Source organism: Parcubacteria group bacterium (assembly GCA_016204045.1).
Lineage (GTDB): Bacteria > Patescibacteriota > Minisyncoccia > Phycocordibacterales > UBA2135 > JACQLQ01.
Genome location: JACQLQ010000004.1, coordinates 201,232 through 222,208, shown reverse-complemented (window position 1 = coordinate 222,208; position 20,977 = coordinate 201,232). Strand labels below are relative to the sequence as shown.

The following is a 20,977-nucleotide window of genomic DNA, read 5'->3' as shown; positions in this document are numbered from 1 at the left end:
TTATGAAAACACTTTTCATCACAGGTGCTGCGGGATATGTTGGCGCAATGCTTTGCGACCAGTTTTCGAAACGCCCCGATGTTAAGGAGATAGTGGCTTTAGACGTTGAAGAACAGCCTGAACTCCTGAAGGGCAATCCGAAGGTCTACTGGATCAAGGCGAACACAGCGGAACTTTCATGGCAGGAGACTGCGCGCGCGAAGAATCCAAGCATTGTCATACACACCGCATGGCAGATTCGGGAACTATACGGACAACGAGCTCGTCAGTGGCATTGGAATGTTCGTGGCTCGGCAAATGTTTTTGATTTTGCCCTCAAAACTCCTTCGGTCAAAAAGCTCGTTTATTTTTCAAGTGCGGCAATATACGGAGCTGAAAAAACAAATACGTTTGATCAGCTTTTTGTGGAAACAGACCCAATACGGGAGGAGGAATATTCATATGGGAAAGAAAAGGGGGTTGTCGAGAAAGTGCTTCGCGGAATGTGGGAGAAAAGTGCTAGCCGTGCACACGGCACGACCCAGGTTTTTGTTGTACGCCCCGCAGCTATCACAGGGCCACGTGGGCGGTTCATGCGCGTCCGCTTTGGGTTGCAATCGGCCCTTTCAGGGCAATTAAGGGGTGACTTTGTGTATAAGATTATCTCTGCAATGGTCTCATTTGTACCCGCAACACCGTGGTGGGTGCGCCAGTTTATCCACGAAGACGATGTGTGCGACATCGTTGCTCGCCTTACTTTTAACAACACACCGGGGACGTATGAGGTGTTTAATATCACCCCTCCTGGGGAGCCGGTCTATGCGGCTCAAATGGCGCGTACCGTCGGCAAACGAATCCTTCCGGTCTTTCCATGGATGGTACGACTCGCTTATTTTGTTTTCTGGCACATTACGAGAGGTAAAGTTCCAACCTCAAAAGGCATCTGGCGTTTCTACTCATACCCGATTGTTATGGACGGATCGAAACTTGTCCGTGAATTCAGCTATCGCTACCGCCATTCCTCACGCGACGCTTTTGCTCACACAGAGGGGAGATATGAATCCTATGTTCCTCTAATGCTACGCAAGACAAAGTCAAAATCCTAAACCAACCCCTATGCGTATTTTAGTAACCGGCGGAGCTGGGTTTATCGGGAGCCATTTGGTTCGTCGGCTTTTAGATAGCGGCCACGATGTTATTTCTATTGATAATCTAAACTCCTATTACGACCCGAAGTTGAAACAGGCACGCCTTCGCGATATTGCCTCTGGGGTGAAGAATTACCGGATCGATATTGCACAAGAAGACGCATTAGAAAAAGTCTTTCAGAAACATTCGTTTGATTGCATTTACCATCTCGCGGCACAGGCGGGTGTCAGGTACTCACTGGAGAATCCTTTTGTATATGCGGATGCCAATTACAAAGGGACGCTTAATATCTTTGAGCTTGCGCGGAGGCATGGTATTAAGCGTGTTGTGTTCGCGTCAAGCTCTTCGGTGTATGGGAAAGATGCAGTGCCTTTTCGTGAGGACATGAAGGTTGATACTCCCGTCTCCATATATGCCGCATCAAAAAGGGCAGGGGAGCTTCTCGGACACTCCTACGCGCATCTATTTGGTATGAATATCACATGCCTCCGCTTTTTCACTGTGTATGGTCCGTATGGAAGGCCCGACATGTCCCCACACACATTTACAAAAGCTATTCTCGAGGGAAAGCCGATTACCTTTTTCAACAAAGGTCGCATGAAGCGTGACTTTACTTATGTCGATGACATCGTCGAAGGTCTTATGGCGGCACTTCGCAAACCAAAAGGGTTTGAAATCATAAACCTTGGTTGTGGCAACCCAACATCGCTCCGGGACTTTGTGAACGCGTTTGAAAGCGCGCTCAGAAAAAAAGCTAAAATAAAATATGCCCCGCTTCAGGCAGGGGACATGGTAGAGACGTACGCAGATATTGCTAAGGCAAAAAAACTTCTTGGGTATACACCAAAGACTGCGGTAGAGGAAGGGGTAGAGCGATTTGTCCGTTGGTATACAGACTACTACTCTGCATAAGAAGCAAGTAAAAAACCGCCTAAATGGCGGTTGTTGTTACTTTAAGAATCCAAGAACAGTTTCTCGCATCAGGCGCACTGCGACCCCGCGTTCGGTGGGGGTGGGGAACAGGCGCTTTTGGAAACGGATCTGCTCTCGGCGCATGCTCGATTCTTTGTTGAGCAGCAGTTCGATTGCCGTCCTTAGTTTCCCGGTATCACCGTAGATGGGAAAAGACGCTCCCTCGGTTGCTAGTTCCCAGCCCCATCCGCCATCCAAAACACTGTGGACACCGAGCGCCGTCTGCGACATAAAGTCGATGACGGGTTTCCTTTGGCATGCGGCTTCGCAATCAATGGTCGACATTGAAGCGACAACCACATCGCACCCGACCAAAAGCTCTGAACAAGGAATGGCATCTTTCGTAACCAAACGAATAGATGTCCCCGAGACTAATCCGGCGTACTTAGCGAGGAATTCATAGTGCTTCAGATGCTCTGGCGGGTCACCTGGGTGGATTGCAAGGAATACGATTGCCTTTGCGTTCAATTTCCCTGCCGCTTCTATCGCTCCGCTGAAGTGGATCAGGTTCACCGCCAAGTCTTTTCCTGACGGGCAGAGAATCGCGATCTGCTCCGGCAGAACGCCCATTTGGAGACGGACGTCGATGTATGTTCTCTTGGGGAAGAACCAATCTTCCTGCATCGGATTTCCCGACGCGACTATTTTTGCGTTGGGAAAATATTCTCGTGCGCGCCGCGCCTCTTTTTCGTTCACGACAAACAAGAATGACGCGCCATGCTTAATCTTTTCCGTAAAGTGCGGCCTTCCTGCGACAATGCCCCACGTGTCGGCATAAAAGCCGTAGGGGATGCCTCGCCGCAATGCTTCTTCGCACGCGCGAATCTCCGTTTCAGCAAAGTGCGGATGCGACGACAACGCACTCACAAGGCATGCCTTGTAGCGCAACCCATTCAAGGTTGTGTGCACGACGCCGGTGTCGATCGAGGTGCCGTTACCCAATATCCGATGTTGAACAATTCCGAGCGGCCACCCCGCCTCTCCAAGTTTCAAAAGTGCTTTTGAAGGTGCTACGTCTCTCGCAACGAGAACAAGCTCTCTTTGTTCCATTACTATTCCTCAACGTCTATGAAGATGGTTCATTAAAAATCAGGTCATGTCAATAGCGTGCGTCGAAACCTCCTCTTTGCTATAGTGTGGAAATGCAAATAAATAAGTGGCTTCGGTACGTCGTACTTGCTGGCATCTTTCTCTTGCCGCTCATCCCGCTCATCATCGCGAAGGATATGTTCTTTCCGTTTATCACGGGGAAGAACTTTGCGTTTCGAATTATCGTCGAGATCATTTTCGCCGCGTGGATTGTTCTTGCATGGAGAGACTCCGCGTACCGACCCCAATGGTCATGGGTTCTCGGAGCGACGGGTGCCTTTGTCGGTGTGATGGGACTCGCAACAATATTTAGCGAAGATCCACTTCGCAGCTTTTGGTCTAACTTTGAACGCATGGAAGGGTTTGTGACCACACTCCACCTCTTTGCCTACTTCCTCGTCGCCGGTTCCGTGCTCGCCACAAGGAAACTGTGGTGGTGGTTTGCGAACACCTCTCTCGGTGTTTCCGCGATTTTGAGCGTCTATACCATGTTCCAGCTTGCTGGGTATATTGTCATTAACCAAGGAGGTGTCCGTATTGACGCGACATTCGGCAACGCCACATATTTGGCGGCGTATGCCTTGTTCCACATTTTTATCGCGCTCATCTTGCTCACAGAACAACGGGGGCGAGTGTGGCTCGGGGTCATGTACGGCGCTGTCATTGCGCTGAACTTCTTCATGCTCTTCAACACCGCAACACGAGGGGCCCTTCTCGGCTTTATGGGTGGGGTACTTGTAGTCGCTCTTTTGTTGGCGCTCTTGGACCGCGAACATCCGAAATTCCGCAAAATCACTACAGGGGTGCTCTTGGGAATTGTCCTCTTTATCGGCGGGTTCTTCCTTTTGCGCAATACGGAGTTCATAGCGACACACCCGGTGCTGTCTCGGTTCAGCAATATTACTCTTGAGGCAGGATCAGCACGCTTCAAGATTTGGGGTGTTGCGTGGGAGGGGGTCAAAGAACACCCCGTCTTGGGGTGGGGGCAGGACAACTTTATTCTTCCTTTCAGCAAGTATTACGATGCGAGGTTGTATGGAGAAGAGGCGTGGTTCGACCGGGCGCACAACGTCTTTATGGACTGGCTTGTCGCCGGTGGTTTCTTGGGTCTCTTCGCGTACCTTTCCATGTTTGCGGCGGCGCTCTACTGTCTCTGGTTCTACAGGAGAGAGAAGTTGACCCTTGCTCAAAAAAGCATTTTCACCGGGCTTTTTGCGGCGTATTTTTTCCAGAATCTTTTCGTGTTTGATAACATCACCAGCTACCTCCTGTTTTTTGGCGTGCTCGCATTTATTCATCGAGCAGCAGTCGAAGGCACCCCCAGCGATTCAGTGGGGGCGCGACCAGTGGGGAGGGGGGTACTAGAGCATCTCGTTCCCGTTGGGGTCATCGTAGGTCTCCTGCTCTCCCTCTATGGAGTACACACAGGCATCAGAACAGCCCGCGCAATTATCGACGGCATTGATACACGCCCGCTTGCGGCGGCAAAGACACCTGAAGCACAAATGGTGGCACTGCAAGAAATGATTACACAACTCGAAAACGCGGTTCGCGGCGGCTACTTGGGGCGCGCCGAGGCACGCGAACAACTCGTACAGTTTGCAAGCCAAATAGGTTTTCAGATCAACGCTCCCCAAATACGCGAAAGTATTGTAACCCTTGCGGAAGAGGAAATGAAAAAGCAAATAGAAGAAGCACCTGGGAACACGCGGTATCAAATGTTCTTGGGGTCGCTCTATGCTCGATTTGGTAGATATGCGGAGGCGGCGACTGTTTTGGAAGAGGCGCGTGCGATTTCCCCGAAGAAACAACACTTGCTCTACGTCCTCCTCGGAATATATGCGAACACCGGCGATTATGAGAAAGCGGTAGCTGTTGCGAAAGTAGCGTGGGAAGTCGCCCCAGAAAACATGACAGCACTCGAGACGTATGCCGCGGCACTCATCTACGCTCGCCGCGTCGCCGAAGCAGAGGCATTGCTCGAGAAGTACCACACAGAGCATCGTCCTATTGTTAATGCTCCACTCCTCGTAAACGCATATGTCACGATAGGCCGGTTTGACCGTGTTGTGGCGCTGTGGGAGGCGCAAGCGGCGAAAGAGCCGTTGAACGCACAGCACCTTATATCCCTCGCCGCTGCCTATATGGAGCTCGGTAGGGCCACAGATGCAATTCATGCTCTTGAGAGGGCCATTGCGGTTGACCCGGCGGTCAAGTCACAGGCAGACTATTGGATAAGCGAGCTTAAGGCGGGGAGAAAGCCCCGATAAAAGGCCTTTATCCACAGCCGAGTTGACTTTTAAAAGGGCCTTTGCTATACTGCCTTGGTGAGTGTCAGTGAGCTTCGACTAGACGAATGTCTGAGAAAATACCCGCTTCGCGGGTATTTTCTTTAGGAAAATAGGGACTAGGGTGCTAAAATCTTTTTATGTTCAAACAGTTTTTCTTAAAAAAGCTTATCCAATCAAAGTTAAAGAACCTCCCAGCGGATCAGCAAGAAAAGATCCTTGCGGTGGTGGGGAATAACCCCGAGCTTTTTGCAAAGATCGGTAAAGAGATCCAAGAGAAGGTGAAGGGAGGACAGGACCAGCAATCAGCAACGCTCCAGGTCATGTTTAAATACCAAAACGAACTCAAAAAAGCAGCTCAATAAATTAAAAAGAGGCGCCCCAGAGGCGCCTCTTTTGTTGACTCAAACTCCGTTCTGTCGTTGATTGCTTATCAACATCTGTCCCGGTGTTCTTTCAACAGATACAATGAAAGTAATTTTTACTGTCTTTAACTAGCATATTTTTTCTATGAGCATACGCTCAAAACTATTAGGGATTTTCGGGATTTTCTCCTTCACGCTCGTGCTTGGGGTTGTCGTACACATGCAAGCACTTGCCGAAACCGCGGTCATGGTCAATGGTGCCTACTACAACACTCTGGAGGAAGCTCTCGGATTCACGCTTCCCCAAGATCGTGGCACAGTGAAGGGGGAGCAGATTGCAAAAATTAAAACAATTCCAAGAACAGAACGGGGGGATTATGCGATTGAGGTTGTAGATATGAAAGCGCGGAAAGGTGGTGTCGAGGTCTTTGCAAAAGCATGGGACAAAAATGGCAATCAAATCGGCTTTGGTAAAGACGGCACAGTAGAGATTGAGCGGTTTGTCATGATTAACCCCCCAGTCCTTGTTGATGACCCCAACGGGCCTATTGTGAGAGAGTGGCAAGAAGAGGATCTAGTTACCAAAGAAATTACGACTAAGACCCGCAAACTTCGCGAGGACCCAAAGGAAGCGCTCCTCCAAGATTTGGCCCACACCCTTTCAGTAAAGAAAGAAAAATATGCATCAGGGTACATTATCAAAGGGAAAATTGGGAATACCACCACGACCATACGACCAGATCCTCATCCCGAATCGACCACAGTTGACGGATATGTAGGGAATTCTGGGTCAACGTTTTCGACCGTACGCGATGCAAGTACCGGAGATGAAGTGACCGACAGCACGACAAGTAACAACATAGAAGTGACCTCGCTTTCAGGGGCCACATATTATATAAAGCGTGGCGCCTTTCTTTTTGACGATGGAGATGCCATAGGATCCGACGATGTTACCTCCGCAACACTTACATTCTATGGGAATGGAGACGGTATAAATAACGCGGATACAGTGAATATGGTTGTTGTTGCATCTACACCAGCGAGCGACACAGCACTTGGCACGGCAGATTTTGATCAGTTTGGTACAACCCAGTATGGTTCAATGGCGCACTCGAGCTGGGTAACCACGGGCGGTACAGCAAATGATATAACGATAAATGGTACCGGGATTTCCGCGATTGAGAGTGCGGCAACCGGTAGCGGAATTATAAAGTTTGGGGTAAGGACTTCCATTGATGTTAATAACTCTGCACCAACAGGATTTAATAATATTACTTCCTACCACGCAGACCAAACGGGAACGACAAATGATCCGAAACTAGTCGTAGAACATTCAGCGGCCGCTCCGGTGCTTTCCGGTCTTCAATCGTCGAACATTACCGCAAGTACGGCACAAATTACCTGGACGACTGATCTCTCCTCTACTAGCGGAGTGCATTATGACACCACGGCTGGTGTTACGGTTGCTGATTCGAGTGTCTACGATGGCACCGCAACGACGAGCCATACAATTAACTTGTCCAGCCTCTCTCCGGGCACCACGTATTACTTTTTTGCTTCTTCAACGCAAAGTAGCGGCGCAACAGGCACTTCTACGGAATCCTCATTCACAACCACTGCCTTTGATTTTATGAATATCCATGCCGCAAACACTGGTTCTGGCTGGACAGACATCAAATGGACGACCTCTGTAAACTCAAACAGCAAGGTGTGGTACAGCCTCATTTCCCCGATTTCAGCAACCAATTTTACCGAAGTGGCAAGTACAAGCGCGAATACCACGAGTCACTCACTCTACCTATCAGGACTTCTCCACAACGCAGTATATTACTACACCGTCACATCGGTGAATGGCACTGGTGGCATAGCGACAAGCACTGAGAAGCAATTCAATACAACCTCCACGGCGCTGTGTACTGACTAGGACATGACATCCCCATACTCAAAAACAATCCTTAGTGGTATTGCCCTGTTTTTTCTCTTAGTGAGCACACCACTCTCCGTCTTTGCCGATGCGGATTTTAACGCAAAGTTTTTCGTTACGGCCGATAACGTCCTTCGCCCAAGCGTTAGCGCAAGTGAGTCATCGGGCGCCTTGATTCACACGATTCCGCTCTCTATTCCACCAGGAAGAAATGGTCTGCAACCTGAAGTTGCCCTAGAGTACAACAACCAGAGAAATAACAACACGAACATTGTGGGTTATGGCTGGGACATCCCCATTCCTTCCATTGAGCGGGTAAATAAGACGGGAACAGAGAATCTCTACACAGCTCGCCATTTCACGTCGTCCTTTGACGGTGAACTGGCTTTTGTCGCCTCAACAACGGTAACGGAAGATTATGGACCACGTTTTTCCAATGAACGCAGTTATGACTACACATTTTTTGACACCGATGACGCATGGCAAGCGGTAGATGCATTTGGCACCATATATACCTTTGGCTCGACGACCGCCGCTCGCCAAAGCAACCCAGCTGACAGCACGAAAATTTTCAAATGGATGCTGCAGGAGGTCCGCGACAAAAACAACAACTACATTACCTATACCTATACGAAAGACAACGGACAGATTTACCCCGCAACCATTACCTATACCGGAAATGGTACAACGGCAGGCGATTTTGAAATCTCATTTGGCACAGAGTCGCGCCTAGATTACCTTGCTTCGTACAACGCCGCCTTTTCTGTAGAGTCTCGGTATCGTATCAATCAAATACTCGTCAAAATTGACGGTGTGTGGGTGCGGAAATACGACCTTGCGTATACGACGGGAGTAAATGGTAGCCGCTCCCTTTTAAGCTCCATTACCGAAACAGGAAAAGACAAAGACGGAAATACTGTGGTACTTCCCGCCATATCGTTTACCTATGAGTCAACGAGCCCAACATGGACAATTGACGCGGCGTGGGATGCGCCGACTGATTTCATACGTACAGTTAACGGAGGCGATGTAGGTGTTCGTTTTGCGGAGATGAATGGTGATGGGCTTATCGATATCGTTAAATCTCACGGTCCTACAACGGGAGCGTGTGACCAACAAGCGACGTATTTTAATATCGGAGCAGGGTGGGCGAACTCGGGCCACAACATTCCCGAATGTTTCGCGATACCAAATGCAGGCCTTGATGACACAGGAGCCCGCATGGGGGATTTTAACGGTGATGGCATCACTGATCTCGCAAAAGTGAGATATAACTCCGGCGAGGCATCCACGACGGAAAACTTTTATCTCAATTTATACAACAAAGGTCTCGGCTTTGAAGATCACAACATTTGGAATGCGCCGGGGTACTTCTATAGTACTGGAAGCGGGTACTCCGATGCGTTTTTGTTGGATGCAAATACCGATGGACAAGAAGATTTTATCTTGAGTGGTGGCGTATATCTTTTTAGTGCCACCACCACGGGCTGGGATGCTGACGCTAACCTCTACGGTGGAATCGGCACTCAATCCCAAGACCCCGGAGGCCAAACGCTCGTAGACTTGAATAGCGATGGGCTCATTGACCGCATTGTCGCTGCGTACGATGACAGTCCTTCTGAAAATGTAAAAAAAGCGTATGTTAATAATGGAACTGGTTTTACAGAAGTTTCTTCCTCGACAATACCTGTGTATTTTTATGAAAATGGCAGCACAGACCTTGGTGTTCGTGTTACCGACGTAAATAACGACGGGTTGCCGGATATTATTAAAGGGCACAAAACACTCGGAGGAAGCAGTGTGTATGAAGTATACAAAAATGTGAGCACCTCCTCACCTAACTGGATCTATGATTCTGCGCTCTCTTCCGCGTTGCCCGATATTTACTTCACTCACTACTACAATAGTATCAACCGAGACGGCGGTTGGCGAGCTACGGATGCAAACGGCGACGGGCTTACCGATTTTGTCGGTACATACTATTATGCCGATCCGAGCGGAGAAATTCGTGTCGAGACCTACATCAATGACGGCAATCGCAATGACATTCTCACGCAAGTTACGACTGCGCAAGGGGGCACCATTTCCTTTACATACAAATCGTCGGTTGAGTACAAAGACGGTGGGGGACATGTCTTGAATACGGAAATGCCCGCGCCCATCCAGACGGTGCAAACAATTACAAGGAACGATGGCTTTGGCACACCGACAACTGAAACGCGTGAATACGCCGGCGCCTTTTACTATTTCAGCGGCGCGGACGACAGGCAGTTCGCGGGATTCCATATTGCGACTTCCACAGACGGAGCGGGTACAAAAACAATCACCTACTTCCACCAAGGCACGACCACAAACTCCGTGCTCGGTGAGTACGACGATCATATCGCAAAAGCGGGCAAACCGTATCGCATTGAAGTGAAAAACAGCGCGGGCGCCTTGATGAAGAAGACCATCAACAAATGGGACCGGTATGAAGAGGGGCAAGGCAGGAATTTCGTCAAACTGATCCAGTCAATCACGTTTGACTACGACGGTGACTCCGACCACAAAGACATGGCGGAAACGTACGTCTACAACAATACCTCTCGCAACCTCTCGCAAAAATCGCTCTGGGGGGAGGTTGTGGGCGCGGACGCGGGCACGTTTACGGATTCGGGCACTGACAAGAGTGTCTTCTCATACGCGTATGCCACGTCAACCGATATTACCGGGCTCCCGTATGAAGAAATGCTCACTAACTATGCCTCGACAACGCTAAGTCAAAAACTTTTTTACTACGATTCACTAGGGTTGGGGAGCGTTCAAAAAGGTAACCAGACCAAGCGCGAAGAATGGGAAACGGGCTCGACCTACATTGATTTTGAAAAGACCTTCAACACCTATGGTCTCGTCACAGAAGAGAAGGATCCTCGTGATAAGGCGACAACATTTGTGTATGAAGCGAAAAACATTCATGTTGCCACCACCACGAACCCCGATGGCCACATTACCGAGCGCTACCTCGACTATTCGTCCGGGAAAGTGCAGAAGTTTGTTGACCCGAACGGACGATCATTTGAAACGACTTTTGACGGCCTTGACCGTGTGACAGTAGAAAAGATCCCAGATGTCGCATCTCCTTCGAGTTTGGTTAACAAAAAGACCATTGCCTATACCGACACCGTAGGTTCAAGGAAGACACTCGAAACCAACTATCTAAACTCCGCCACCTCGACAGAACTGTATACCTATCTCGATGGCTTCGACCGCAAGCTGCAGACGCGTAAAGAAGCGGAAGATGGAAACACCTACGCTGTCCGCGATTTTGAATACAACCTCGTAGGCCTCTTGAAGCGCGAATCGCTTCCCTACTTTGGCATTGGTTCCTCACGTGCCGCCTCCACCAGCGACTCGACGTTCTACACGACCTACACCTACGATGCGCTTAAGCGTAGTACTAACGAATTAAACGCCGTCGGTTCGACGACCAGGGCGTATGATGACTGGACGACGACCGTCATAGACGCGCTTAACAATACGAAGCAATTCACGAATGACGCATTCGGGAACCTCAAAACCGTGATAGAGCATGACGACGGGAGCCAGTACACCACCACCTATGAATACAATGCGCGGAACGACCTCACCAAGATTACCGATTCGCTTGGAAACTTGCGCAACTTCACCTACGACAACCTCTCCCGCCTCACCAAGTCAGAGGACTTGCATGATGCGGCGGACACCGGCTTTGCATCAACAACACTTCTCTACGATGCGGCAGGGAACGTCACGACAAAGATAGACGGCAAAAACCAGACGGTGAACTTCACCTACGACGACATTAACCGAGTATTGACCGAGAACTACACACTCGAGGCGGGGACCGAAGTCGCTTTCGCGTACGACACCTGTCCCGAGGGCATCGGGCGCCTCTGCTCTGCCACTACGACCGCGGCCGCGGCAAACTTTGTCTATGATGCGCTGGGGAACATAGCAAGCGAGGAGAAGACAATCAATAGCACGCGCTATCTGACCTCCTTTGCCTACGATCGGCAGGGGAATATGACGAGTATCGTCTACCCCGACGCCGCAACCGCCTCGTATCGCTTTAACGCCGCGGGGCTCCTTGAGTCAGTGGACCTTCTCCCGACCTCGACCTCAACCCTTTCGCGTTTCGTTCTCCACAACGCAAACTACAACCCCGGAGAGAGCGTCACCGCGCGTCACTTTGGTAACGGCGACACGTCGCTGTATGACTACGACGAGCACGCGCTGTACCGGCTCTCCACCATCACGACTCTTGTTGGCACCACGACACCCTTTAGCGGGAAAAACCCTGTTCTTACCATGGGTTCGACAAACGTCCAACAAGACGGCGCTGACCTTGTGGGGAACCTCATTAACCTCATGGGGACGGCCACAACCTCGACCGTCACCGTCGGTTTCCGCTACGGGCTTCTCCTTGATAATGATGACCCTTGGACCGCGACGACAACGACCATGGCCGCGACCTCAACGGGGCCGTTCTCCATCTCCCTCTTAGGCCTCCAGGACTTCAAGGACTATAGTTTTCAGGCATTCATGTCGACTTCGTCCACCGCTGTCTACTACGGCGACCGCTACCGCTTCTACACGGGCGACCTCACCATGTCTATGCCGACGTATAAGGGAGACCAGAGGGCGTGGCCACTTCGGACGTATGACGCGGATGGCACACATGCCTCCACAACTGTCGGCGGCCCTTCGCTTGCCACTACAACACCGGCAAAGTATCTCAAACTCTACAACTTCGGCTCGACCTCTACTCCGCAATACCAAGCCGGCTACTGGATCTCTGACCCCTGGGACCTTTCTCCCATCACGAACGTTGAAGACAGCTTCATTGAGTATTGTGTCTGCGCCAGAAACGGCGCCGACGTAAAGGTAAAGACCCTCATCACCTCGTCCACCACAACCCCGGCGGCGAGCGACTTCACCACCGCCATTGCGACGTCAACCACGTCAATCCCGGGTGTTACGGCAGGTTCCAATCTCTACGGCAAGTTCCTGTGGCTCAAGGTCGAGCTGACACCGTCCTACTCCGCAACCGGCACACCGTGTCTCTGTAGGATTAACGTGGCAATAAACAACGTAGGAACGACGACGGCGGCGCACAACGCACTGCAAGCGCTGACGTATACCTACGACACTGCCGGCAACATTACCCAAGTCAAAGACCTCTCCGGCTTCGGTGGGGGAAAGGTGGTGAACTACACCTACGACGATCTCTACCGGCTCCTCACGGCCTCAACGACCGTCCCTGTTGATGGCGGTTACCGACAAACATTCACCTACGACCGTATTGGGAACATAGCGACAACTTCCAGGTTGGGGGACTACACCTACGCCGAGACGAACTATGCGAATCCGCATGCGGCGACTTCGATTGGCGGAGTAAGTGTAACCTACGACAACAACGGGAATGTGATCTTCTTCGGTTCAGATATTTATGGTTGGAATTACAGAGACAGGATGGCGTCGTCGACGGTGGGAGGTATAACGACGTTCTATGGGTATGATTTCCAGAATGACAGGGTCACCAAAGGAAATGGGACAGCGACGACGACGTACGTGGGTAGCTATTACACGGTGGCTTCTGCAACAACCACCAAACATATCTTTGATACCAGCGGGACATTGCTCGCCACTGTCGAAGGAAATGGCACTGCAACCTCAACCAATTTCTCACACGCTGATCACTTAAACTCAACGACGATTACAACCGATGAAGATGGTGATGTCACACAAGCATTAGATTACTATCCTTACGGATCTGAAAGAGTTTCTACTGGCTCCAATGCAACCGACCGGCATTACATAGGAGAGCGCTTTGACACTGAAACTTCGTTGAATTATTTGAACGCACGATATTATCAAAACTCAAGAGGTCAGTTTATGAGCCAGGATCCAGTAGCGCGAGATGTTGCGATGATGAAACCGATGTTGGAATATATTCTGACGGTTAATAAAAAACCGGGAGAAATTAACAGAGAGGCAGTACTTTCAAATCCGCAACTCTTAAATTCATATAGTTATTCTGGGAATAATCCGATAACTATGAGTGACCCCAGCGGTGAAGTTGTTGCTCAGATTGCCCAGAGGGTCCTTCAATTCTTACTGTCACCTGCTACTAGAGAAGCAGCTCGGAAAATAATAAGCGGTACCTCAAATCTGTTAACAGTAAAAGATGTTGTTGAGGGTTACAAGTCAGATTTTGATGATAATTCTAAGGGTGTATTAGGGCTTGATGCGGCAGTTGAATTTGCGAAAACTCAAGTTAATAAATACCAAAGAACACTTTTTGATGTTGGACAAATATTGATCAGTGTCTTTGAGGGGCAGGTACAGATACCACAGCAAGCACCAATGACAGATCCAACAAAACAAACCTACACAACACCAAGTGGCGCTGTTGTAGATTGGCATGGTAATATTATTACAGCACCATCGTCAGATAATAACGAAGATAATGAAGAAGAATAATCATTCAAAATATTTGTACAAATACAAACCAAAGATAATATGACAAGTATAATCTTCGAAATCTTCCTAATCCTCATTGGAAGCTACCTAATATACCAGGGTGTTGTTCGAATGGTGTCAAAAAAACACTTTTTGAGGGGGGAGCAAATGCCCGGTACAAATATCGATAAAGAATACGAGAGTATCTCTAAACAAGAAATTAACACCGAAAGATATGTAAGAACTATAGGATGGATAGTGGTTGGTGTTGCGTTCATAGCAGCAGCAATATATTCACTCATTAGTTAGAGATAATCGTGACTGTTCCCAATTCCATAAGTAAAAATAATATGCCCAAAAATATTGTGATATTTTCTGACGGTACGGGGCAGAAAGGTGGCAAGGGACCGAGTACAAATATTTATAAGCTATTCAATATAATTGAAAATTCTACCTCACGACAGGTTTCATTCTATGATCCAGGATTAGGTACTAACTGGGGGCAAAGGGTTGCTGGCAACGTTGTCGGTGCGGGTATGTCAAAAAACATTTTGGATTGCTACACATTTATTTCCAAAAACTTTAAAGAAGGTGACCAGATCTATTTGTTTGGTTTTAGTCGTGGTGCCGCGACAGTTCGCAGCCTATCAAGTTTTATTCACTACTTTGGCATAATACCCGAATCTCGCCCTAATCTGGTAGAGAAAGCTTATGAAATCTATGAATATGAAGACGAATCTAAGCGTAAAATCGAAGTAAAAAAGTTTCTATCCACACAACACACAATACGGACAAGAATTAAATTTCTCGGTTGCTATGATACCGTTGATGCGCTGGGTCTACCAGATGAATTGACTGACCTAAAAACTACACTAGTTAATGTATTTATTGAGATGATTATTAAGGCGAAAGCCAGATTTCAGAAAAAATCTCTTGGTAGTATCTACGGACTTCAGTATAAATTCCATGATTTTAAATTGAGTGAATCTGTTGAAAATGCCTATCAGGCATTAGCAATTGATGATGAACGAAAAACTTTTCATCCTATTTTGTGGGACCCAGATGTTTTGCCACACCAAACCATTAAGCAAGTATGGTTCTGTGGAATGCATACCGATGTTGGTGGTGGTTATGATGAACAGGAATTATCAGACATTCCGCTTGTCTGGATGAAGAAGAAGGCTGTTAATCACGGTCTTCATATAAATCCTGAAAATTCTCTTTCTATTAACGGCGACGTGAATGGTTATATGCACAATTCACGTAATGGTTTGGTTAACTCATCTTATCACAAGAAACAACGTTCTTGGGATTCAAATAGAAAAGATAAACCCGTTGTTCATAAAAGTGTCTTGCAGCGCAATAAAAATGTGAACAATAATGATAATCCTCCTTATAAACCCTGGATACTGGATCTTGAATATGAGATTGAACAATGACGCACGACAAATCATTTAGCTCGGCCGACGCAAAAAAGCACACGTGTTTCAAATTTCATCTCCTGCATGCCCTAAGTGGGGGAAACGAGGAAGGCCGAACTCACGAAATAATAAAAAAACCATTTCAAGTTCCCTCCGATAAAAAGTATTTTTAGTATCTTATTATAGACTTAGCCGGCTCTACGCTTTCGTCTGGTTTCCATTACCTTACTTGAAGTCTCAGAGAATACCGCTCTCCATGTTGCGCGTTTCTTCGGCCAATTTAAAGCATTTTTACGTCCTGTTTTTGATCGTATTGCTTTTCTATCAATCTCATCCTCTATCCGAAAGGACAATGGGGTATTTTCTGGCGCATTTTTAGCAGGGACAGAACCAATGATGGTCACTCTATCACGGTTAAAAATTATCTTCTCAATATGGTCGCGTAGAAATTTTCGCTTCGTGTCGAAATCATTACAGGTTACAAATTCCATTCGTGCATTTGCGCAGAATTGTTGGATACTTTTTTCAGCGAAGCCGCTTTGGGTATATACCGCGTTAGTAAGCTCTCTTTTTTTGTCTGTGAGCCGATTAAGCTCAGTATCAAGCGCTTGGTTTCTCTTTATATACTTTTCAGTTCCTATGCGTCCGTGTGCATAGTTATCAATTATTTGTCGTCTTTGATTGTCGAGTAGCTTTGCTCGCCGTGCAATACGTGCGATTTCTCGTGCGGCATTTACATCTGGTTCATGCCCGCCTCGTTCCATACAGAGAGAAAGTTTTTTAGGATCCAGCATAATATTTTGGATCATCACCATGATCTTGTCATCAAGGATGTGAGTTGAAATTCGAGGGTTGCGACAACGTTTAAGTTTGGAGATATCATGCTGTGCAAGACTAGACCCTGAATTGCATCGGTATGCGGCCCAGTGGACCACTCGCAGTTCTCCTGTTTGAAGCTTTCTTTTCTCATACCAGCGACATGAACAGTACCTACGGCCGCATTCCCCACATACTACTAACCCACGCAAGAGAAATATAACATCAGGTTGGCAGTATCGTTCGCGAGATTTTTTAATCCTCTCCTGTGCTTTATCGAAAAGATCTTGCGATACAATCGTAGGTACTTTTACAGCGATCCATTCCGATTGGTCACGATAAACGATCTTCCAATTCTTTTTGCGTGTTCCGTCTGCGGTTTTTTCTCGAGTACGTGTGTTGAAATAACGCGTACCAATATATGTCTTGTTTTGAAGCATCCGAATTAATATTTCTCTATTCCACAAATTCTTTCCCCTACAAGTACGAATATTTTTTTGCTCGAGCGAACGTGAGATTGCACAAACACCCTTCAAATTGTTTGCATACTGTTCAAATATATAACGCACTGTTTTAGCTTGTTCTTCGTTTATGACAAGCGCTGGAGGACTGGTTGGAGTCTTGCGCATGTAATCATACCCGTACGTTCCCCGGCCTTGAGAGACAAGCTGGCCTTGGCGTAGACGATGTAACCACCCTCGTCGCGTTCGTTCCATGATTTTTGCTCGCTCGAATTGAGAGACAGCTCCAAGCACCGTAAGAGAGAACTCATTTTCAGGATTTTTCTCATAATCTATTCCGTTGATAACGATTTGTTTTTTGTTGTTGATAAGTTCACTAATGATAATATTTTGGTGCATTACATCTCGCGCTATACGATCGGTTGAATGAAAGTAGACAGCATCAAAGCTATCTGTCTTGAGTGCCGCACGTAGCTCATCAAGAGCGGGTCGATCAAGATATGCTCCACTGTGTCCATTATCAACATATTCTTTAACGAGAACATTTCCAGCCACTTGTATCTGTTTTTTTAGTTCAGCGATTTGGCTCTCAATTGTTTTTTCTTTTTCTTGAAGCGCCGTGCTCACACGGGCGTATAATGCCGCTTTTCTCATATATCAACATCAATGACGCCCTGGCTGGGGAAGTCCAGATCTAGCTGTTGGTAACTCATAGGCCCTTCATTTTTCTCAAAAAAGTGCTAACATACTGGATATTTCCATGAAGCTACTCAAGTTCAAAATCACGGACTTTAGGTCTATTGCCGACTCCGGTGATGTCGAGCTTGCCTCAGATGTCACCGTATTGGCTGGCAAAAACGAGGCCGGGAAGACCGTTTTGCTCAAGGCGCTAGAGACGTTTAATCGTGGGGAAGAAACCAACCTCGACGAGGATGATCTTCCAATGGGGGCGGAAGGAATTGAACCTGATATCACTCTTACTTTCAAACTCGAAAAAGATGACCTTGCCGAGTTGCTAAATGGACTCCGGTTACCGACCGGAATCAGTAAAGAAGCACTTTTGGCTACGCCATTTTCGATAACAAAACATTTCGATAATTCTTATACGTTCGATAGTATCAATGGTTCTGTAATCGATCTCCTGCTCACGAACAAAACAAAAAAAAGACGTCAGTGCATTGAAAAACTTAGCGATGGTTTTATCGTACTCAAGGCAGCGTTCGACGAGAAACCTATTGCAAACTATCCGCTTAAGGATTTACAAAAGATTACTATTCAAGATGCCGAGAAACTGCGAACAATTTTCTTACCACAAATTGAAGCAGCTTTAGCACAACTGTCTGTTGAACAGCAGACGAAGGGTAAAGATTTTAAAGCAAAAGTAGAAGCAGCCTTAGCTGAGTACGATCTGTTGGGAAAGGAACGTGAGGAAAATAAGGAAAAGATTTGGGAACTGGTACCCAACCTCGTCTACTTTGAAGCCTTTGATAAGGAAGATGCTCTGCCGTTTGAAATTAATCTTACCACCGCAAAAACACATACTAGCGTTAAGCGTTACTGCACTATTTCAGGTTTGGATCTCGAGAAACTTAGTGATACCAGCATCACAACACAAAACAAACTAGCTCATACCAAGAAGGCATCGGCAGTTCTAGAAGGGGATTTTAAAGGTAGCTGGCAGCAAGATAAAATCGACCTTCGTGTTGAGCTAAATGGCGACAAGCTCGTTTTTGCTTTCTACGAAAAGGGTAAAAAAGAACCCTTCAGAATGGAACAAAGGAGCAAGGGGTTGCAGTGGTTTCTAGCCTTCTATCTCTTGCTTAAGGCAGAAGCCAAAGATTATAAAAGCATCGTATTAATTGATGAGCCAGGCCTCTTTGTTCACGCACAGGCGCAGAACGATATCCTCGAGGTTCTTACAGATCTTTCGAAGGAAAATCAGATTGTTTTAACGACCCACTCTCCCTATCTGATTGATCCCGCCCGGCTTGATCGTATTCGTCTTGTCATTAAAGATTTCGACAAAAGAAAAAACCGTGGTACTAAGGTTTTTACTTTGACCTCTGATGCCGCCGCAGACCGCACTACGCTTATGCCCATAATTACTGCAATCGGCTTGGATGTTACCAAGCAATTGACGATTGCAGCTGATCACAATCTCATCCTGGAGGGTATTTCAGATTACTACTATCTTCAAGCCGCCTTGAAATTTGTTTCAGCATCTACAAGTAAAAAATTAGAAAAAGTCCATTTTATTCCGCTCAAAGGTGCTGATAATACCCCACCTATCGTGTCGTTGCTCATCGGATGGAAACTCGGTTTTCATGCTTTATTGGATAATGACGATAAGGGTAAGGAGATTAAAACTATTTTGCAGGAGAAGTTACTTTTAACAGACGAAAATATTTCGTTCGTTTCCGAAACAGATGGACATCAAGTTGAAGATTTAATTGCCAAATCAGACTTTAACAAATTTGTCCTTGAGAAAGATGAATCTTATCGATCGTCAGAGTTGAATTCCAGTGTAATACCGGACTCGAGTAAAGCACCCCTCTCGAGACAGTTTTATGAGAAAGTGTCTTCCGGGCAGATAGCTGTGTCGCAAGAGACAAAAGATAACTTTTCAAAACTTTTCTCTGTGATTGCTCAAAAAGCATTTTAGATGACCTGTTGGTAACTCAGGCTTCGCAAAGACCGATATCTAAGCTAAGGTTCCATGGACGCAACGGTCGATTTGCGTTAAAATGTTTTTACAACTGAATAACGATTCGGTGACCTAAACCCTCGGAGAAATCCGGTGGCATGGTCAAAAATCCCGCTAGAGAACAAAGGACTCCTGGTCAGAGTCACTCTAGCGGGTCATATGGGGAAACCTGTATGGGCGGGGCCGAAAGGTTCCGTTGCGATGGCCAGGAGCCTTTTGTTTAGGCTCACTCCGTCGCACTAAAACCCGCTAGAGTGCAATGAATTGGATAAAACAAAATCAAATAATCGTTGCCGCATTGATTGTCGCCGCGGCAATCGTCTCGTACGGATTACTCTGGAATAAGAGCGAAGTAGGCGACAGAGAACTGTTTAGCCTCAACGAAGAATGTGCCGCAAAAGCAAGAGAGCTTGCGGAACAGCAGTCCGGCAAAGATAATCTTGGCACGGCAGTTCTTCAGGTTCTGCACAGCACGTATGATGCGAAGCGAAAATCCTGCTTTGCAGAGATGGATGTTGCAGTAAAGATTGACGATATTCAGAGTCCCTACAAAGATTTTAGAGTGCGGAGAATTTACGATGTTCTTAAAGAGGATATCGTGAGCAGTTGGGCTTATGAAGGCGGCGAGCAGTGGGAGCCCGTTAATACGCTGGAGGATTACGGCAAACTCAAAAAAGAAATCTTCGGCCTTGAGATTTACGAATGATCCGGCGGTGTAGGCGCGTTCGAATTTTGATGACCGGATTTGTTTGATGGATCGTTGCCGTCATTTTCAATAGATGTATCCTCACCCAGCATCTCGAATCTCTCAAACATCCAGTCCTCGATCTTGTGGGCATCCTTTTCCATTCGTTCGTCAACCTCGTCTGCCCCGATATTTTTCAGGATACCGCCATAAACGACTTCGTACCCTCGTCGATCGCGCCTAGAGTCCCTGTGTCTTTCTTCTGTACTTTTCACTTCGCAGATATGACAGTGTTCGTGAATTTGCTTTTTCGAGTATTTCGGATGGTTATGGGAAAGCCAATATCTCTGGGATGCCCCATCGCCATTTTTTGCTTTTCGAATAAGTTGCGACTCGATAACATCATTGACGAAAAACCGTCCGGCCTCAAGCGCGTGGTCGGCAGCGCGGGAAAAAACGACGTCATTGGTTCTCCATCGGTAATACGTTGCGCGGGATACCCCCGTGCGTTCGCATGCTATCTGAGGAATCGGGGTAATCTGCAATTGCCGGACGATCTGGCGCATCTTTAATTCCCGCTTCGGCGGCTGCCGCAACGGCATTTTGTTTGGAGATGTGCGTTCCGGTTTTGCCATGATGCGTTG

The 20,977-nt window shown here is 47.4% G+C and carries 13 protein-coding genes; 10 read left to right on the top strand and 3 right to left on the bottom strand.

Annotated elements, in window-relative coordinates; translation table 11 throughout:
- The first annotated feature begins 2 nt into the window (after positions 1-2).
- On the top strand, positions 3-1,085 hold the full coding sequence (locus HY455_03605) for an NAD-dependent epimerase/dehydratase family protein (protein ID MBI4118593.1): 1,083 nt from the start codon (positions 3-5) through the stop codon (positions 1,083-1,085).
- 10 nt (positions 1,086-1,095) lie between these two features.
- Positions 1,096-2,040, top strand: a complete 945-nt coding sequence (locus HY455_03600; GenBank protein MBI4118592.1) for an NAD-dependent epimerase/dehydratase family protein — start codon at positions 1,096-1,098, stop codon at positions 2,038-2,040.
- 36 nt (positions 2,041-2,076) lie between these two features.
- On the opposite strand, the gene HY455_03595 is transcribed toward HY455_03600, so the two are convergent.
- Positions 2,077-3,150, bottom strand: a complete 1,074-nt coding sequence (locus HY455_03595) for a hypothetical protein (GenBank protein MBI4118591.1) — start codon at positions 3,148-3,150, stop codon at positions 2,077-2,079.
- A gap of 92 nt (positions 3,151-3,242) precedes the next feature.
- On the opposite strand from HY455_03595, the gene HY455_03590 reads away from it, so the two are divergent.
- From HY455_03590 to HY455_03565, 6 genes are all read left to right on the top strand, one after another.
- Positions 3,243-5,459: an O-antigen ligase family protein gene (locus HY455_03590; GenBank protein ID MBI4118590.1), complete on the top strand. Its 2,217-nt coding sequence runs from the start codon at positions 3,243-3,245 to the stop codon at positions 5,457-5,459.
- Between the two features lie 158 nt (positions 5,460-5,617).
- Positions 5,618-5,842 carry a hypothetical protein gene (locus HY455_03585; protein MBI4118589.1) on the top strand — a complete coding sequence of 75 codons (225 nt, stop codon included), beginning with the start codon at positions 5,618-5,620 and terminating at the stop codon, positions 5,840-5,842.
- Between the two features lie 145 nt (positions 5,843-5,987).
- Complete coding sequence (locus tag HY455_03580) at positions 5,988-7,766, top strand: fibronectin type III domain-containing protein (protein ID MBI4118588.1); 1,779 nt, start codon at positions 5,988-5,990, stop codon at positions 7,764-7,766.
- Between the two features lie 3 nt (positions 7,767-7,769).
- On the top strand, positions 7,770-14,267 hold the full coding sequence (locus tag HY455_03575; GenBank protein MBI4118587.1) for a VCBS repeat-containing protein: 6,498 nt from the start codon (positions 7,770-7,772) through the stop codon (positions 14,265-14,267).
- Between the two features lie 39 nt (positions 14,268-14,306).
- Positions 14,307-14,555, top strand: coding sequence for a hypothetical protein (locus tag HY455_03570; protein ID MBI4118586.1), 249 nt, complete (start codon positions 14,307-14,309; stop codon positions 14,553-14,555).
- Between the two features lie 41 nt (positions 14,556-14,596).
- Positions 14,597-15,685: a DUF2235 domain-containing protein gene (locus tag HY455_03565; protein ID MBI4118585.1), complete on the top strand. Its 1,089-nt coding sequence runs from the start codon at positions 14,597-14,599 to the stop codon at positions 15,683-15,685.
- Positions 15,686-15,855: 170 nt separating this feature from the next.
- Here HY455_03565 and HY455_03560 read toward each other — a convergent pair whose 3' ends face one another.
- Positions 15,856-17,598, bottom strand: coding sequence for a recombinase family protein (locus HY455_03560; protein ID MBI4118584.1), 1,743 nt, complete (start codon positions 17,596-17,598; stop codon positions 15,856-15,858).
- Between the two features lie 106 nt (positions 17,599-17,704).
- Here HY455_03560 and HY455_03555 point away from each other — a divergent pair, with 106 nt between their 5' ends.
- Positions 17,705-19,606: an AAA family ATPase gene (locus tag HY455_03555; GenBank protein ID MBI4118583.1), complete on the top strand. Its 1,902-nt coding sequence runs from the start codon at positions 17,705-17,707 to the stop codon at positions 19,604-19,606.
- Positions 19,607-19,907: 301 nt separating this feature from the next.
- Positions 19,908-20,354, top strand: coding sequence for a hypothetical protein (locus HY455_03550; protein MBI4118582.1), 447 nt, complete (start codon positions 19,908-19,910; stop codon positions 20,352-20,354).
- On the opposite strand, the gene HY455_03545 is transcribed toward HY455_03550, so the two are convergent.
- Positions 20,345-20,968: a hypothetical protein gene (locus tag HY455_03545; protein MBI4118581.1), complete on the bottom strand. Its 624-nt coding sequence runs from the start codon at positions 20,966-20,968 to the stop codon at positions 20,345-20,347. The two genes, HY455_03550 and HY455_03545, sit on opposite strands and share 10 nt — an antisense overlap.
- Positions 20,969-20,977 lie beyond the last annotated feature (9 nt).

Coding starts and splice junctions, on each gene's coding strand:
- HY455_03605 (MBI4118593.1), top strand. CDS start 3: ATGAAAACACTTTTCATCACAGGTGCTGCGGGATATGTTGGCGCAATG.
- HY455_03600 (MBI4118592.1), top strand. CDS start 1,096: ATGCGTATTTTAGTAACCGGCGGAGCTGGGTTTATCGGGAGCCATTTG.
- HY455_03595 (MBI4118591.1), bottom strand. CDS start 3,150: ATGGAACAAAGAGAGCTTGTTCTCGTTGCGAGAGACGTAGCACCTTCA.
- HY455_03590 (MBI4118590.1), top strand. CDS start 3,243: ATGCAAATAAATAAGTGGCTTCGGTACGTCGTACTTGCTGGCATCTTT.
- HY455_03585 (MBI4118589.1), top strand. CDS start 5,618: ATGTTCAAACAGTTTTTCTTAAAAAAGCTTATCCAATCAAAGTTAAAG.
- HY455_03580 (MBI4118588.1), top strand. CDS start 5,988: ATGAGCATACGCTCAAAACTATTAGGGATTTTCGGGATTTTCTCCTTC.
- HY455_03575 (MBI4118587.1), top strand. CDS start 7,770: ATGACATCCCCATACTCAAAAACAATCCTTAGTGGTATTGCCCTGTTT.
- HY455_03570 (MBI4118586.1), top strand. CDS start 14,307: ATGACAAGTATAATCTTCGAAATCTTCCTAATCCTCATTGGAAGCTAC.
- HY455_03565 (MBI4118585.1), top strand. CDS start 14,597: ATGCCCAAAAATATTGTGATATTTTCTGACGGTACGGGGCAGAAAGGT.
- HY455_03560 (MBI4118584.1), bottom strand. CDS start 17,598: ATGAGAAAAGCGGCATTATACGCCCGTGTGAGCACGGCGCTTCAAGAA.
- HY455_03555 (MBI4118583.1), top strand. CDS start 17,705: ATGAAGCTACTCAAGTTCAAAATCACGGACTTTAGGTCTATTGCCGAC.
- HY455_03550 (MBI4118582.1), top strand. CDS start 19,908: ATGAATTGGATAAAACAAAATCAAATAATCGTTGCCGCATTGATTGTC.
- HY455_03545 (MBI4118581.1), bottom strand. CDS start 20,968: ATGGCAAAACCGGAACGCACATCTCCAAACAAAATGCCGTTGCGGCAG.